This is a genomic window from Arthrobacter rhizosphaerae (genome assembly GCF_023062595.1).
GTDB lineage: Bacteria > Actinomycetota > Actinomycetes > Actinomycetales > Micrococcaceae > Arthrobacter > Arthrobacter rhizosphaerae.
In genome coordinates this window covers 41,473-55,635 of record NZ_JALLAN010000008.1, presented here as the reverse complement: position 1 = coordinate 55,635, position 14,163 = coordinate 41,473, and the positions used below count along the sequence as shown (strand labels likewise).

15 protein-coding genes, 6 tRNA genes and 1 riboswitch are annotated in these 14,163 nt (G+C 62.7%); of the genes, 10 read left to right on the top strand and 11 right to left on the bottom strand.

Features of this window, described 5'->3' with window-relative positions:
- Positions 1–128 precede the first annotated feature (128 nt).
- Both msrB and MU551_RS12350 read right to left on the bottom strand, forming a co-directional pair.
- Positions 129–569 (bottom strand): peptide-methionine (R)-S-oxide reductase MsrB, encoded by a 441-nt coding sequence (gene msrB, locus MU551_RS12355; protein WP_247044772.1) that lies wholly within the window; start codon positions 567–569, stop codon positions 129–131.
- A gap of 14 nt (positions 570–583) precedes the next feature.
- Positions 584–1,075 (bottom strand): hypothetical protein, encoded by a 492-nt coding sequence (locus tag MU551_RS12350; protein ID WP_247044764.1) that lies wholly within the window; start codon positions 1,073–1,075, stop codon positions 584–586.
- 150 nt (positions 1,076–1,225) lie between these two features.
- Between MU551_RS12350 and MU551_RS12345 the strand changes: the two genes are divergently transcribed.
- A complete protein-coding gene (locus MU551_RS12345) occupies positions 1,226–2,482 on the top strand; it encodes an alpha/beta hydrolase family protein (protein ID WP_247045215.1) in 1,257 nt (418 codons plus the stop codon).
- Here the strand turns inward: MU551_RS12345 and ybaK are convergent.
- Genes ybaK through MU551_RS12330 form a run of 3 tightly spaced genes read right to left on the bottom strand, consistent with a single transcriptional unit; the run spans position 2,466 to position 4,429 of the window.
- A complete protein-coding gene (ybaK, locus tag MU551_RS12340; protein WP_247044762.1) occupies positions 2,466–2,960 on the bottom strand; it encodes a Cys-tRNA(Pro) deacylase in 495 nt (164 codons plus the stop codon). The two genes, MU551_RS12345 and ybaK, sit on opposite strands and share 17 nt — an antisense overlap.
- Before the next feature lie 14 nt (positions 2,961–2,974).
- Complete coding sequence (locus tag MU551_RS12335) at positions 2,975–3,436, bottom strand: SufE family protein (protein WP_247044744.1); 462 nt, start codon at positions 3,434–3,436, stop codon at positions 2,975–2,977.
- A gap of 51 nt (positions 3,437–3,487) precedes the next feature.
- Positions 3,488–4,429, bottom strand: a complete 942-nt coding sequence (locus MU551_RS12330; protein ID WP_247044742.1) for a sulfurtransferase — start codon at positions 4,427–4,429, stop codon at positions 3,488–3,490.
- Positions 4,430–4,635: 206 nt separating this feature from the next.
- Here MU551_RS12330 and zapE point away from each other — a divergent pair, with 206 nt between their 5' ends.
- Entirely contained in the window at positions 4,636–5,673 is a 1,038-nt protein-coding gene (gene zapE, locus MU551_RS12325; RefSeq protein ID WP_247044740.1) for a cell division protein ZapE, read from the top strand.
- Between the two features lie 125 nt (positions 5,674–5,798).
- Here zapE and MU551_RS12320 read toward each other — a convergent pair whose 3' ends face one another.
- The 6 genes from MU551_RS12320 to MU551_RS12295 form a co-directional block, all read right to left on the bottom strand.
- The gene (locus MU551_RS12320; protein WP_247044726.1) at positions 5,799–6,068 is read right to left on the bottom strand and encodes an antitoxin; all 270 of its coding nucleotides are present in this window, start codon (positions 6,066–6,068) and stop codon (positions 5,799–5,801) included.
- 127 nt (positions 6,069–6,195) lie between these two features.
- Positions 6,196–6,270: transfer RNA gene (locus MU551_RS12315), tRNA-Val, on the bottom strand.
- Positions 6,271–6,302: 32 nt separating this feature from the next.
- Positions 6,303–6,375: transfer RNA gene (locus MU551_RS12310), tRNA-Gly, on the bottom strand.
- 56 nt (positions 6,376–6,431) lie between these two features.
- Positions 6,432–6,506: transfer RNA gene (locus tag MU551_RS12305), tRNA-Val, on the bottom strand.
- 40 nt (positions 6,507–6,546) lie between these two features.
- Positions 6,547–6,617, bottom strand: a tRNA-Cys gene (locus MU551_RS12300).
- A 46-nt stretch (positions 6,618–6,663) separates the two neighbouring features.
- Positions 6,664–6,736, bottom strand: a tRNA-Gly gene (locus MU551_RS12295).
- A 261-nt stretch (positions 6,737–6,997) separates the two neighbouring features.
- On the opposite strand from MU551_RS12295, the gene MU551_RS12290 reads away from it, so the two are divergent.
- From MU551_RS12290 to MU551_RS12255, 8 genes are all read left to right on the top strand, one after another.
- Positions 6,998–7,069, top strand: a tRNA-Val gene (locus MU551_RS12290).
- 118 nt (positions 7,070–7,187) lie between these two features.
- Positions 7,188–8,054, top strand: coding sequence for a cytochrome (locus MU551_RS12285; protein WP_247044723.1), 867 nt, complete (start codon positions 7,188–7,190; stop codon positions 8,052–8,054).
- Positions 8,055–8,137: 83 nt separating this feature from the next.
- Positions 8,138–8,707, top strand: coding sequence for a peptide deformylase (gene def, locus MU551_RS12280; protein ID WP_247044720.1), 570 nt, complete (start codon positions 8,138–8,140; stop codon positions 8,705–8,707).
- On the top strand, positions 8,704–9,624 hold the full coding sequence (fmt, locus tag MU551_RS12275) for a methionyl-tRNA formyltransferase (protein ID WP_247044718.1): 921 nt from the start codon (positions 8,704–8,706) through the stop codon (positions 9,622–9,624). The genes def and fmt overlap by 4 nt, the downstream gene beginning before the upstream one ends.
- Positions 9,621–11,213: an RsmB/NOP family class I SAM-dependent RNA methyltransferase gene (locus tag MU551_RS12270; protein WP_247044716.1), complete on the top strand. Its 1,593-nt coding sequence runs from the start codon at positions 9,621–9,623 to the stop codon at positions 11,211–11,213. The genes fmt and MU551_RS12270 overlap by 4 nt, the downstream gene beginning before the upstream one ends.
- Before the next feature lie 101 nt (positions 11,214–11,314).
- Positions 11,315–11,971 (top strand): ribulose-phosphate 3-epimerase, encoded by a 657-nt coding sequence (rpe, locus tag MU551_RS12265; protein ID WP_247044707.1) that lies wholly within the window; start codon positions 11,315–11,317, stop codon positions 11,969–11,971.
- A gap of 105 nt (positions 11,972–12,076) precedes the next feature.
- Positions 12,077–12,227: riboswitch (FMN riboswitch) on the top strand.
- Between the two features lie 125 nt (positions 12,228–12,352).
- Positions 12,353–13,471, top strand: a complete 1,119-nt coding sequence (gene ribD, locus MU551_RS12260; protein ID WP_247045213.1) for a bifunctional diaminohydroxyphosphoribosylaminopyrimidine deaminase/5-amino-6-(5-phosphoribosylamino)uracil reductase RibD — start codon at positions 12,353–12,355, stop codon at positions 13,469–13,471.
- Positions 13,471–14,139 carry a riboflavin synthase gene (locus MU551_RS12255; RefSeq protein WP_247044681.1) on the top strand — a complete coding sequence of 223 codons (669 nt, stop codon included), beginning with the start codon at positions 13,471–13,473 and terminating at the stop codon, positions 14,137–14,139. Before ribD ends, MU551_RS12255 begins: the two co-directional genes overlap by 1 nt.
- Positions 14,140–14,163: the final 24 nt, after the last annotated feature.

Sequence of the window (14,163 nt, the reverse complement as noted above, 5' to 3'; positions counted from 1 at the left end):
GCGAGCGTAGCAACCAATCAGAGCCTCTAATCCCAAAAGCGGTTGAGCATAAGAAAGTCTTGGTCAAGGCCTTCAGAAAGGGTCATCCAGATCAAGCGGAAAGCTGCCTGGGGCCGGGCCGCTTACGTTCAGCGTTCCTCGGCGTTAACCAGCCGCAGTGAAACAGAGTTGATGCAGAAACGCTGGTCGGTGGGGGTTTCATACCCCTCGCCCTCGAAGACGTGCCCCATATGCGAATCACACGTGGCACAACGCACTTCGACGCGGTCCATTCCCATGCTGCGATCGTGGATGTAGCGTACTTTTCCCTCCGCCAAGGGAGCCCAGAAGGACGGCCAGCCGCAGTGTGAATCGAATTTTTCCTTGCTGGTGAACAGTTCGGTTCCGCAAGCACGGCACTGGTAGACGCCCTCGGTATGGGTGTCCCAGTACTCGCCTGTGTAGGGCCGTTCGGTTCCGGCCTGGCGAAGCACCCGGTATTCCTCGGGCGAAAGTTCCTGGCGCCATTCCTCGTCGGTCCGGGCCACAACGGGCGCCTCGCTGTTGCCGTGATCTCCTTGAATGCTCATACTTTGGTCAACGTCTAGGAGTCGCCGATAAATCCCGACCCTGCATACAGATGGAGCACAGGCAGTCCCAGCCTGTCCTGTGCCTTGTTGGCCCAGTCCGTATGGAAAGTGTCAGCTATCGCATGGGGACGGGTGATCACCACAGCCTGGCGCGCACCGAGCTCCTTGACCTTGGACACAAGCCCGTCGACAGCGCGGCCGTCCACTACCTCTCCCGTGACGCCTGTGCCCACTCCTGCCAGCGCCGCCAGGGAGACAGCAAGGGTCTCGGCAGCCTCTGCACGCTCAGACTCGGGATCGGGAGCCTGCGCTGTCAGCTCCCGGAAGGCCTTAGCGATCTCCAGCAGTGACAGGTGCTCGAGGAAATCCACGAGCATGTGGCGCTCGGTATTGGCCGGAACAAGCACCACCAATGGAATATCACCGCCGTCCACAAGGCGTTCGATGTTGACGCGGTCATCCGCACCCAGCGGTTCTTCTGTCAAAATGACGATCGGATCGTTCATGACCTCAGCCTAGTCCGGCAGCTTCATCACCGCAGTACATACGGCTGCGGCATGTCCGGAATATGTCAGATGTGAGTTAGCGGTAAGAATGGTTGCATGGCTTTCCTGCTCCGCCGTCCCGACACTTCCCCCGCTTCACTGCGCTCTTTTATGGGCAATTCGGCACCAGGCAGTGCCAGGGCCGGATCGAAGTCCCTCAGTGCCAAGTGGGCCATTGGCGGGGTCATTGCGGGTTCTAGCCTGGCAGGTCTGATGGGGGCCGGGTCCTCTGCCCTCGCCCTGTATTTCGCGCGAAGGGTAATCACTCCTGCCCGTATCCGCGACGAGAACCAGGAAATCCTTGCCGTCATTCGCGAAGGCAACCGGCAACAGGTCATCCTCGACGCGACTGATGACGCGACTGTGGAAGGGGTCTACGGACTCTTCTTCGACAGCGGGCGCGGCCATGCCCGGATCGGCAGGATTCTGTCGTATTCGCCCGCGGAGCGAACGGTGCTTCGGGAGGTGGAGGCGGTATACAGCGGTGATCTGGCCACTGCCCGGCGTGGCTGGTGGAGCGGGGTTGCCTACCCCGATCCCGCCGCTATCGGCCTTCCGTCAAAGGAGGTGCTGATAGACGTCGACGGCGGATCAGCGCCGGCCATCATGATTCCGGCGGAGCCGGCCACGGACATCTGGGCCATCATGGTCCACGGCAGGGGCGCGACGAGGCAGGAGGGGCTACGGGCTGTACACACGGCGAGGGAGCACGGCCTGACCAGCCTCCTGATCTCCTACCGGAATGACGGCCTGGCGCCGTCGGCACCTGACGGCCGCTACGGGCTCGGCTCCACGGAATGGCGCGACGTAGAGGCCGCTATTACTTATGCCCTCGCCAATGGCGCTAAAGAGGTGGTCCTGTTCGGTTGGTCCATGGGCGGGGCGATTTGTCTTCAGGCCGCCGATCTGTCGCGGTACCGCCACCTGATCCGCGCCATGGTCCTGGATGCTCCCGTGATCAACTGGGTGGAGGTCCTGGCGCATCACGCCGAAATCCACCGGATACCGTCGGGCGTGGGCAGGTACGGCCAGCTGATGATGAGCCACCGCCTCGGCCGGAGGCTCACCGGTCTCGCGGCTCCTGTGGACCTGAAAGCCATGGACTGGGTGGCGAGGGCTGTGGAGCTGCGGACGCCGAGCCTCATTATTCACAGTGTGGATGATGAATATGTGCCGTACGGCCCTTCAGCGGAGCTCGCTGAGAAAAACCCGGAGATGGTCACGTTCGAAAGTTTCAGCCGGGCCCGGCACACCAAGGAATGGAACGTTGATCCACAGCGCTGGGAATCGCTGGTTTCGGCGTGGCTCCGACAGCAGCTTGCGCCGAGAAAGAACCCGGGAGCCGGGTCGGCTACCGTTCCGTCCTGATTCGTGCGGAAATGGCGCCCGTGAGTTTGATCAGGTCGTGCGGGTCCAGTTCGACATCCAGTCCCCGGCGCCCACCGGAGACGAGCACTGTTTCCTGTTCCAACGCGCTGTCGTCAACGACGGTGCGGGCAGCCTGACGCTGTCCCAGCGGTGAAATCCCGCCCAGGACGTAACCAGTCCGGCGTTCGGCGACGGCGGAATCTGCCATGGTTGCCTTCTTGCCGCCCAGGGATGCGGCCATCGCCTTGAGATCCAAATTGCCGCTGACCGGAACCACTCCCACGGCCAGCTGGCCGTCGACGTCGACCATGAGGGTCTTGAACACCCTGGCCGGGTCGATACCGAGTACCTCGGCGGCCTCCATACCGTAGCTCGCCGTGGCGGGATCGTGCTGGTACGGGTGAAGCACAAAAGGAACACCGGCCGCAGCCAAGGCAGCTGTGGCCGGTGTTCCCTGTGAAGCCTGTTTTCTTGCCATCCGCCGGTGCGGACTCAGCCCTGGAAACGGGCTGAGGCCGCGACTTTACGCTTGATGCGGCCCAGCATTGCCGTCATCCCCCTCATCCGCAACGGAGTGATGGCGCGCGTGAGTCCCAGAAGCTCCGGCATGTCATCCGGAACGGCCAGGATCTCCTGCGCGGACAGGCCGTCAAGTCCCTCATGGAGGACACCGGCGAAGCCCCGGGTGGTGGGAGCTTCCGGTGGCGCCTTGAAGTAGAGCCGGACGCTGTCCGGAGCACCGCCGTCGCCCTTTTCCGTCTCGATTGTCAGGAACAACGGCGACTGGCACTCCACCACCTGTTCGAGCAGTTCAGGGTGGTCCTTGAGATGCTCGGGCAGCTCCGGAAGTCCACGCGAAAACTCCAGAAGCAGCTGCAGCCGCTCCGGTTCGGTGAGGGCCTGGAAATCATCAACTATTTCGGCCAGGGTGGCGGGGAGGGAATCGGTATTCATCAGTTCCAGCTTACGCAGTATTTGCAGGGGAGTGGTGTGGGCTTTCCCCGACTAGTTCGACGCCGCTGCCGTTGCAGGCCGCGATGAAGGAACAGTGCCGCGGTCCGCGCCCTTGACGATGGGAACGCGGACAGCGTTCCCCCATTCGGTCCACGAGCCGTCGTAGTTCCGTACGGTGTCAAAGCCCAGCAGGTACTTGAGGGCGAACCAGGTGTGGCTGGAACGCTCGCCGATACGGCAGTAGGCCACGACGTCGTCGCCCGCCGTCAGCCCTGCTTCTCCGAGATACAGAGCCTCGAGTTCTTCGCGGCTGCGGTAGGTGCCGTCCGGTGCAGCGGCGCGGGCCCAGGGGATGGAAGCCGCGGTGGGGATGTGGCCGCCACGGAGCGCGCCCTCTTCAGGGTAGGCAGGCATGTGCGTGCGCTGTCCGGTGTACTCCTCAGGGGAGCGGACATCGATCAGCGGCTTGCCCAGGTGAGCGAGCACGTCTTCCTTGAAGGCGCGGATGGGGGCGTCATTGCGCTCCACTACGGGGTAGTTGCCGGGAGCCGGGGAGGGAACGTCCGTAGTGAGTTCACGGCCTTCGGAGATCCACTTGTCGCGGCCGCCGTCCAGCAGCCGTACATCTTCATGGCCGAACAAGGTGAAGACCCACAGGGCGTAGGCAGCCCACCAGTTGGACTTGTCGCCGTAGATCACCACGGTGCTGTCCCGGGAAATCCCCTTGGCGGCAGCGAGGGCAGCGAAGGCCTCGCCGTCCACATAATCCCGGGTCACCTCGTCGTTAAGGTCAGTGTGCCAGTCGATCTTCACGGACCCCGGGATGTGACCGGTTTCGTAAAGCAGGACGTCTTCGTCGGATTCAACCACTACAAGCCCGCCGTCACGTACGGCTCCGGACTCGATGGCCGCGGCCAGCCATTCGGTGGATACGAGCCGCTCCGGGTGGGTATAGGCGGAAAACTTCTCGTTCTGTTCAACGGGGTAGGGCATGCTGGTGGCCTTTCATTGAAAACGGTCAGGGGGTCCTGGCCGGGCACGAGGTGTCACGGCAGCCGGACCTGCTCCAACACTAGCCACGCCCCCGGACTATTGCTTCCCTCGGTTAACACAGGGTCATATGGCCTTAGTCACTTGGCCGTTTCCGGCAGGCCGATACCGGTATTCTTTCTGGGGACAGACCAGCAGAACGGACCACTTTGGTACAGATCGAACAGCTTGCCGCGCGCACTCCGGCGGTTTCCGTGGATGACCTCCTTAAGGGGTTTTATCCTTCGCCACGATTCGGCGCGGTCTCCTTCGGCAGTTACCGCCCCGATCCTTCCCAGCCAAGCCAGGCAGCGGCGGTCCGTGCCCTCGAAGGTTTCGCTGCTGGCGTCGGCGCGCGCGACGGCGACGGCCTCTTCAAACGCCTCTTTGCCAAGAAGGATACCTCCCGCGCAGGCATCTACCTCGACGGCGGATTCGGCGTCGGCAAGACACACCTCCTGGCGTCCCTCTGGCACGCGACGCCGGGCCCGAAGGCCTTCGGCACTTTTGTTGAGTACACCAATCTCGTGGGAGCACTGTCCTTCCGCAAGACGGTTGAAGCCCTCAGCCACTACAAGCTCGTCTGCATCGACGAATTCGAGCTTGACGATCCGGGCGACACCGTCCTCATGTCGCGGCTGATGCGGGAGTTGGCGGACGCCGGAGTCAAGCTCGCAGCGACGTCCAACACGCTTCCGGGTTCGTTGGGCGACGGACGCTTTGCTGCCGTCGACTTCCAGCGTGAGATCCAGGTTCTGGCCGATCAGTTCGATGTGGTGAGGATCGACGGCGAGGACTTCCGCCACCGTGGCCTGCCGGCGGCGCCGCTGCCTTTGCGCAACGACGAACTTAACCATCACATGAAGGCAGAGTTCGACGGCAAAACTGTGGCCAGGGACGATTTCAATACCCTGATTGCCCATTTGGCGGGCGTCCACCCGAGCCGCTACCGGCAATTGATTGACGGCATCGATGGAGTGGTGTGGCGCGATGTCGACACCATCACGGAACAGGCAGTTGCCCTGCGGTTCGTGGTCCTGGCGGACCGGCTGTATGACAAGGACGTCCCCATTCTTGCCAGCGGCGTTCCATTCGACCGCCTCTTCACCGAGGAAATGATGACCGGCGGTTACATGAAGAAGTACTTCCGGGCAGTCTCACGCCTGACAGCCCTGGCCCGTGAGGGTCAAAATCACGAGCCCTCGTAGAGTCAGTGCCTTCGTAGGGGCTGTGCCTTCCTGCGGCCAGGTGCACTCGTAGGCCCGGTTAAACGCCGAAGGTGCCGGCGCCGCCTCTCGGCGGGACCGACACCTCGCTGACGTACCTAGTTGGGTCAGAGGCCCTGCTGCCGGGGTTCCCCGGCCACAGGTGGCTCACCGTCGACGTGCGGATCATCGGCTGCAGGCGCCGCATCGGGCTGCCCGTTCGCCTTGTCCACGAGGCCGGCTGCACCTTGCTGGACGGAATCGATTTTGTCGGCGTACTTGCCACCGGTCTTGGTATCGATGAAGTCACCGGCTTTGCCGATGCCGTCCTTGATGGCTTCTTCCTTGCCACCGATAAGTTGCTGAGCCTTGCCCTTTAGATCGTCAAGTAATCCCACGGGCACCTCCCTTCAGTCGCGGAGCCAGATCGCTCCTGGCCTTTCGATCCTAACCGCGGACTATGGAGGTGCCAACCGTTCGGGGTGTTTTAACAGCAAAAAAGCAGCTCCGGGGGAGCTGCTTTCATGGTGGGCGATACTGGGATCGAACCAGTGACCTCTTCCGTGTCAGGGAAGCGCGCTACCGCTGCGCCAATCGCCCGCGCGAAGGTAACGCGGTTTAAAAGAAAAGAGAGCGGACGACGAGATTCGAACTCGCGACATCCACCTTGGCAAGGTGGTGCTCTACCAGCTGAGCTACGTCCGCACATGTAGATCTTTTACGCCTGAAAGGCGTTCTACAACAAGCAATGTGAATTGCTCTGGTGGGCGATACTGGGATCGAACCAGTGACCTCTTCCGTGTCAGGGAAGCGCGCTACCGCTGCGCCAATCGCCCATTGCCATCCAGCCTGAACCGGAAACCATGGTTTTCACCGAGGTGGGTACGGGATTCGAACCCGTGTATACGGCTTTGCAGGCCGCTGCCTCGCCTCTCGGCCAACCCACCGTGTTAGCACGATTCCGAAGAACCCTTGCCGTGACAGTGTCCTGCGAGCGGACGACGAGATTCGAACTCGCGACATCCACCTTGGCAAGGTGGTGCTCTACCAGCTGAGCTACGTCCGCAGTTTGGAGCTTCGATTCCGTGCCCTCACGGGCATTTCCTCGCGTTCCAACGAGTAAAAACTCTATAGGAGGTTCAATGATTCTCCAAATCGCTTCCCTGCCTCGGGACACAAATCCCGCTGCTTGCTTGATTTCTAGGGGTTTTCACTAATTACAGCACTGTAATTCCTTTTACTTTTGCCGCAGTCCCAAAGTGGGATAATGGTGTGAGCCGGTCGATTTCTAAAATCGACCGGACTGGGCTAGCATTCAAAGGCATCGGGGCGATTGGCGCAGTGGTAGCGCGCTTCGTTCACACCGAAGAGGTCACTGGTTCGAACCCAGTATCGCCCACCCCCGAAGGCCCGTTCCGTTCTTGCAGCGGAGCGGGTCTTTTTGTGTTCCTTGTGTGTGGTCCAGACGGTTTATGCGAGCTGGACTTCCTGTCGGTCCTTTGTGAAAGAGTTGAGACATGACCGCTCCACTGCTTGCCCACGCCACGGATTATGGCCGCATGTACGCCCGTTCCACCAGCGCGGATTTCTCTGTTCCGTCCATCACCACGGTCATAGGGCAACAGCCTCACGGCCTGGATGGATGGTTCGGCTATATGGGTGCGAGCAGCCTTGCCAGCGACCCCCTGCTCCCAGGCATTCTGGGCAGTCCGGCGCAGGTACGCCAGGCGGTCAACAGGGCCGCCAAGGCAGCGGAGGCGTACCGGGATGTCGCCGCGAAACGAGGTGACCGTGTTCATGATTACTGCGAGCAGGTGGCTCTGAGGGCCTTGGGTAAGCCCCACCGGATGAAGGAAACCCGCGAGGCCCTCGCGGCCAACGGCGAGGAAGCATTTGCCGCTCGATTCGATGAATGGTGGGAGCTTTACCGTGTTGAGCCCATCGCGCCGGAGATCACCGTCTGGAACCAAACAGTGGGCTACGCAGGAACGCTGGATCTGGTAGCGCGGATTAACGGCCGGACCTGCCTCATCGATTACAAAACCAAGGGCACCACCAGGGATGGAACGGTCAAGCCTCTGGATGACAAAGTTGTGATGCAGCTGGTGGCAGGGATGAAGGCCGAGGAAAGCCTGGTGGACGCCATGGCCGGCGAATGGGAACCGTGGAAGCACGGTGAAACACCCGTCCTCCTTGCCGTCGCCCTGGGTGAGACGGAAGTCCGTCCCTTGAGGGCCAACCCCGATGTCCTTAAGCATCACTGGTGGAAGTTCTGCGCACTCCGCCGGGTCTGGGAAATGGCCGCTGACACGGGAAGTGCCGGAACTGCACTGCTGCCCGTGGCCCCGCCGGTGTCTTCCCAGTCAGCTTCTCCACTGCGCTAAGCGGCACATCGTGCCCTCCTGGCAACTGCTCCATCTAAACTGGATGGGATCCCGTACCTCTCCACCGTGAGGAAAGACTGCCCATGGCCATTCTGAACATCCGCATCATCGGGGATCCTGTGCTCCGCACCGTGGCCGATCCGGTGACGGACTTCGGACCGGACCTTGAAAAGCTGGTCGCTGACATGGTGGAAACCATGGAGGACGTTGACGGCGCAGGACTCGCCGCGCCGCAGGTCGGAGTCAGTCTCCGTGTTTTCACTTACCGCATCGGCGGAGTGGAAGGGCACATCATCAACCCGGTCCTTGAAAACAGCGACGACTTCCAAGCAGATGAAGTGGAAGGATGCCTGTCCATTCCCGGGCTCGGTTTCCCTGTCCGCCGTCATCGGGCCACCAAGGCAACAGGGGTTGACCTGAATGGCAACCCCGTCGTCGTAGAGGCTGAGGGTATGCTGGCCCGCTGCTTCCAGCACGAGAATGACCACATCGACGGCGTCCTCTTTACGGACCGTCTTGAGGGAGAGGACCGCAAGAGTGCCCTGCGGGCCATCCGCGCTGCCAATTACCACTCCGTTGCAGAACAAACCACGGCGAAGCGCGCCCGGACTGTCGGTTCCAGCTTCGGTGTCGGTTCCGGAACAGCCGGATGAGGGTCCTCTTCGCCGGAACACCAGCGGTGGCCGTGCCGTCACTGGATGGTCTGCTCCGTGCCGGGTTTGACGTCGTCGCCGTGCTCACGCGCCCGGATGCTCCCCTTGGCCGGAAACGCGTGCTGACGCCTTCTCCGGTCGCGGCCCGGGCCGCGGAACTGGGTATTGACCTGATTCACGCAGCCAAGGTGGATGCTGATGTTACTGCCAGGATCGCGGAACTGAAACCTGATGTGGCCGCAATCGTGGCCTATGGCGGGCTAATTCCGCGCGTGGCACTTGACGTTCCGCAACACGGCTGGATCAATCTGCATTTCTCGCTTCTGCCCGCGTGGCGTGGTGCCGCGCCGGTCCAGCACGCCGTCATCGCCGGTGATGACGTGACCGGCGCCGTCACCTTTCTTTTGGAAGAGGGCCTGGACACAGGACCTGTGTTTGGAACGCTCACCGAAAAAGTGAACGACGCCGACACCTCCGGCGCGCTGCTTGAGCGGCTATCCCACAGCGGAGCCGTTCTCCTCGCCCAGACTCTCTCGGCAGTGGAGGCCGGCGCCGCTGCTGCCGTGCCGCAGAGTGGCGAGGTCTCCCTCGCGCCCAAGCTCACCATTGATGACGCCCGCCTCGACTGGCGCCAGCCTGCTCTCGCCATTGGGCGGAGGGCGCGTGGCGTGACTCCTGAGCCGGGAGCCTGGACGACGTTTGAGGGCCAGCGGCTGAAACTGGAACCCGTGGTGCTGCGCCCGGATACCCTTGATCTGGAACCGGGCCGCGTCGCCGTGAGGGAAAAGGCGGTGCTGGTAGGAACTGGCTCGCACGCTGTGGAATTGACGAGGATCCAACCCTCGGGCAAGAAAATGATGACCGCCACCGATTGGGTGCGCGGACAGACTTCACTGGAAAGTATGGTGTTCGAATGAGCGGGTCCGGCACAGGCGGCAACAGCCGCGGGCAACGCAGCGGCGGGCAAGGGAGCGGCGGGCAGCGGGGCAGCGGGGCGGGCGGAAGCCAGCGGAACGCGCAGGGTCGGGAGCGGAACCGGACATCGCAGCGCAGCTTCACCGAGAACGCACCTTCCCAGCGCACCCGCCGTGCGGATCCCGCCCGTCTGGTGGCTTTTGAGGTGCTCCGGGCCGTTGCGTCTGAGGACGCTTATGCGAACCTTGTACTCCCCGCCCGGATCCGGCACCACGGGCTGGACAAGCGCGACGCCGGGTTTGCCACCGAACTGAGCTACGGCGCCCTTCGCGGACAGGGGACTTACGACGCCGTATTGGCCCGTTGCGTTGACCGTCCCCTTGACCAGCTCGATCCGGCGATCCTTGATGCCCTCCGGATCGGAGCCCACCAGCTGTTGGCGATGCGTGTCCCTGCCCACGCTGCCCTCGATCAGACAGTCGGCCTCGCCCGGGCTGTTATCGGAGCCGGGCCTTCCACACTGATCAATGCCGTCCTGCGGAAGGTTTCTGCCCGCAGCCTCGATGAATGGCTCGAGGAACTCCTTCGGGACCAGACTGACGAAACCACTGTTGCATCAGTCCGTCATGCCCATCCGGAGTGGATCGTGAGGGCATTGAGGCAATCATTGGTGGCGCATGGGCGGCCTGTGACGGAAATTACCGCGCTGCTTGAGGCGGACAACGCGGCTCCTGTGGTCAACCTTGTGGCATTGCCCGGCTTGGGAAGCCTTGATGAAGCACTCGAGAATGGAGCGACAGCAGGCGAGCTCGTTGAGGGCTCCGCACTTTCCAGCGGGGGAGACCTCGGCAGGCTGGCTTCCGTCCGGGAGGGCAGCACCAGGGTCCAGGACGCGGGGTCCCAATTGGTGGCGCGCGCCCTTGCCGCCGTCGATCTTCAGGGCAGTCGTGGTGGCGCTGGCGACGACGCCGGCCGCAGCGGTTCCGGGCAGGGTGAACTTTGGCTGGACCTTTGCGCCGGACCGGGCGGAAAGGCAGCCCTGCTTGGTGCCCTCGCCCTCCAGAGCGGCGCACGCTTGCTGGCCAACGAACCCCTGCCGCATCGGGCCAAGCTGGTCCGCCAGGCGTTATCGATTGTGCCCGGCGACGTCTGGGAAGTCCGCACCGGCGACGGCCGGGAGCTCGGCAGCGAACAGCCCGGAACGTTCGATCGGGTCCTCGTGGATGTTCCCTGCAGCGGGTTGGGCGCCCTGCGGCGCCGTCCGGAATCCCGCTGGCGCCGGTCACCGAAAGACCTAGCAGACCTGGGGCCCCTGCAACGGGACTTGCTCAAGTCGGCCTTGGCCGCGGTTCGGCCCGGCGGCGTGGTGGCCTATGTGACGTGCTCGCCGCACCCGGCCGAAACCACCGCGGTGGTGAGCGATGCCCTGCGCAAACGTGATGACCTGGAATTGCTGGATGCCGGAGCTGCGCTGGACAACGTGAGCCTGACCGGACACTTGGAGTCCGGGCATGAGGGGACGGCACAGTTGTGGCCCCACCTCCACGCCACAGACGCCATGTTCCTTGCCCTTATCCGGAAGAAGTCCTGACACCGGGATTGCCGGGCAGCGTCGATCCCGCAGGTACCCTCAACTGAAAACCGCCGGCCGTTGTTTGGTTTGGCAGTGCCCTTACGTGAAAGGACATCCACATGGCCCAGTGCTGTATCAATCCCAGCATCCTCTCGGCGGACTTCGTTAACCTTGAGGCCGAACTTCGCCGCATCAGCAACGCCGACGCCGTCCACGTTGACGTAATGGACAACCACTTCGTTCCCAACCTGACCATCGGCCTGCCGGTGGTGCAGCGGATCCAGGCCGTCAGTCCGGTGCCGTTGGACGCCCACCTGATGATCAGCGACGCCGACCGCTGGGCCCCGGCATACGCCGATGCAGGAGTGGCATCCGTGACTTTCCACGTCGAGGCCTCGATCGCTCCGATCAAACTTGCCCGTGAGCTGCGGGCAAGAGGAGCGAAGGCTGGAATGGCGTTACGGCCGGGAACACCGGTGGAGCCGTACCTGGACATGTTGCCGGAACTGGACCTGCTCCTCATCATGACAGTGGAGCCGGGCTTTGGCGGTCAGTCCTTCCTGGACCTCACGCTTCCCAAGATCCGCCGGGCACGGGCTGCCATCGACGGCGCCGGCACAGGCGTGGCCTTGCAAGTGGACGGTGGCATCACAGAAGAAACCATCATCAGGGCAGCTGAAGCCGGAGCGAATGTCTTTGTGGCAGGTTCTGCCGTCTATGGCGCCGAGGACCCGTCGGAAGCCGTTGAAAGGCTTCGGAAGGCCGGCAGCCGTTAGCCGACGATGATGCCTCGGGTTTGAGGCGAAAAGAATTCTCCTGTGACGCATTCTGACGGGAATACCCGGGCGGGCAGTGAGGTTGTGACAGAATAACAACACACAATACGTGCTCCGGGGTCGGTGTAAGTCCGAACCGGCGGTGACAGTCCGCGACCCGCGAGCCGGTGCTTTCTCTTCGAAGGCTTCCGGCGGACGGTTGAACCGGTGAAATTCCGGTACCGACAGTTAAAGTCTGGATGAGAGAAGCACGTACGGCTGTTTCTGTGGCGCTTTAAAGCGCCCCGGAATTTGCTGTCGTACACCCCCGGAGCCCACGCGGTTTTCGAGGGAAGGAACGACACACAGGTGCTCTCAGACGCTGAATTCACGTCCGCTGAAATGGCGGCGATGGAGCGCGCCTTGGCAGAGGCCCTCAAGGGACCCCGTGGGGTGAACCCGTTGGTTGGAGCGGTAATTCTCGATGCCTCCGCCAGGCAGATTGCTACCGGTTATCACCGTGGAGCAGGGACCCCCCACGCCGAGGCCGACGCGATTGCCCAGGCGGGCTTGCAGGGGTTGGATCTGTCGGGTTCCACCATGGTGGTCACCCTTGAACCCTGCAATCACTGTGGACGCACCGGTCCCTGCGCGCAGGCCATCATCGATGCCGGCATCGCCAATGTCATTTATGCCGTCGATGACCCGCATGATCCGGCAGCCGGAGGCGCGGCCACACTGCTGGCGGCGGGAGTCAAGGTACGTTCGGGTCTGAACGCAGAGGGCGCCTTCGACCTGAACCGCAGATGGTTCGACGCCGTGCTGTCCAAGCGGCCTTTCGTCACACTCCACATCGCGCAGACCCTCGACAGCAGAATCGCAGCCCAGGACGGCACCAGCCAGTGGATTTCCAGTCCGGAGTCGCTGGCCGACAACCACAGTACCCGTGGCCGAATTGATGCCATCCTGGTGGGCACCCAGACAGTCATGATTGACAACCCCCGGTTGACGGCCAGGAATTCCGCCGGTGAGCTCGAAGGCCGGCAACCACTGCGGGCCGTCATGGGACTCCGGAGCATCCCGGAAGATGCCGCTATCCATGGAGATGACGGACGTGTCCTCCATCTCGCCACAAGGGACCCCCGCCAGGCATTGGACACCCTCTTTGCTGCCGGTGTACGCCACCTGATGGTGGAGGGCGGCTCCCGTATCCTCAGCGCCTTCCTGACGGCCGGGCTGGTGGATGAACTTATTGTTTACCTGGCACCCACACTGCTGGGGTCCGGAACCGCAGCCCTGGGCGACCTCGGCATCACAACACTGTCCGACGCCCAGCATTGGGAATGGGATCCCGCAGGAGGCGGAGCCGTTCAGACCCTGGGCCGGGACCTTCGGCTGCATCTTCGCCCTGCCGGTTCACAAACATCCGCCGGCTCAGCCATCACTGAACTTTCCAAGGCAACTTCAACCGATTCAACCGTGCACCTGACAGGTGCCGGCAGCGCAGCAGGAGGCTATTGATGTTTACCGGAATTATCGCCGAGCAGGGCAAAGTCCTGTCCGTGGACAGGGGAGACGGCAGCGCAACCCTCCGCCTGCAGGCGCCCGGGACCACCGAGGGTCTCGCTCTGGGCGGATCCATCGCAGTGAACGGCGTATGCCTGACTGCCACTGAGATCGTGGGCAAGGAGTTCAGCGTCGATGTCATGGGCGAGACCCTGGACAGGAGCACGATTGGTCAGTTGCAGGCTGGGGACGCCGTCAACCTTGAGCGATGTGTTCCTGCCGGTGGGCGCCTCGACGGCCACGTCGTCCAAGGCCACGTGGACGGTGTCGGCAGCCTGGTGGAACGGGAATCCCTGGAAAACTGGGACCGGCTGAGGTTCGAAGTGCCGTCCGGTCTTGCACGCTATATCGCTGAAAAGGGTTCCATAGCGGTCGACGGCGTATCCCTCACTGTTACTGCCGTCAGCCCGGCGCAGGAGCCGGCAGCCTGGTTTGAGGTCGGACTGATCCCCACCACATTGGCAGAGACCGGTCTGGGAGCAAAGAGCATAGGGAGCCCGGTGAACCTGGAAGTTGATGTGCTCGCCAAGTACACCGAGCGCTTGTTGGCATTCTCGCTTCCGGCATCACGTGAGGAATCCGCATCGGCCTCGCTGGCAGCAGACACGGGGGCCTCGCTGTGAGCCCGGCCTTCCCTGTGACCGGCC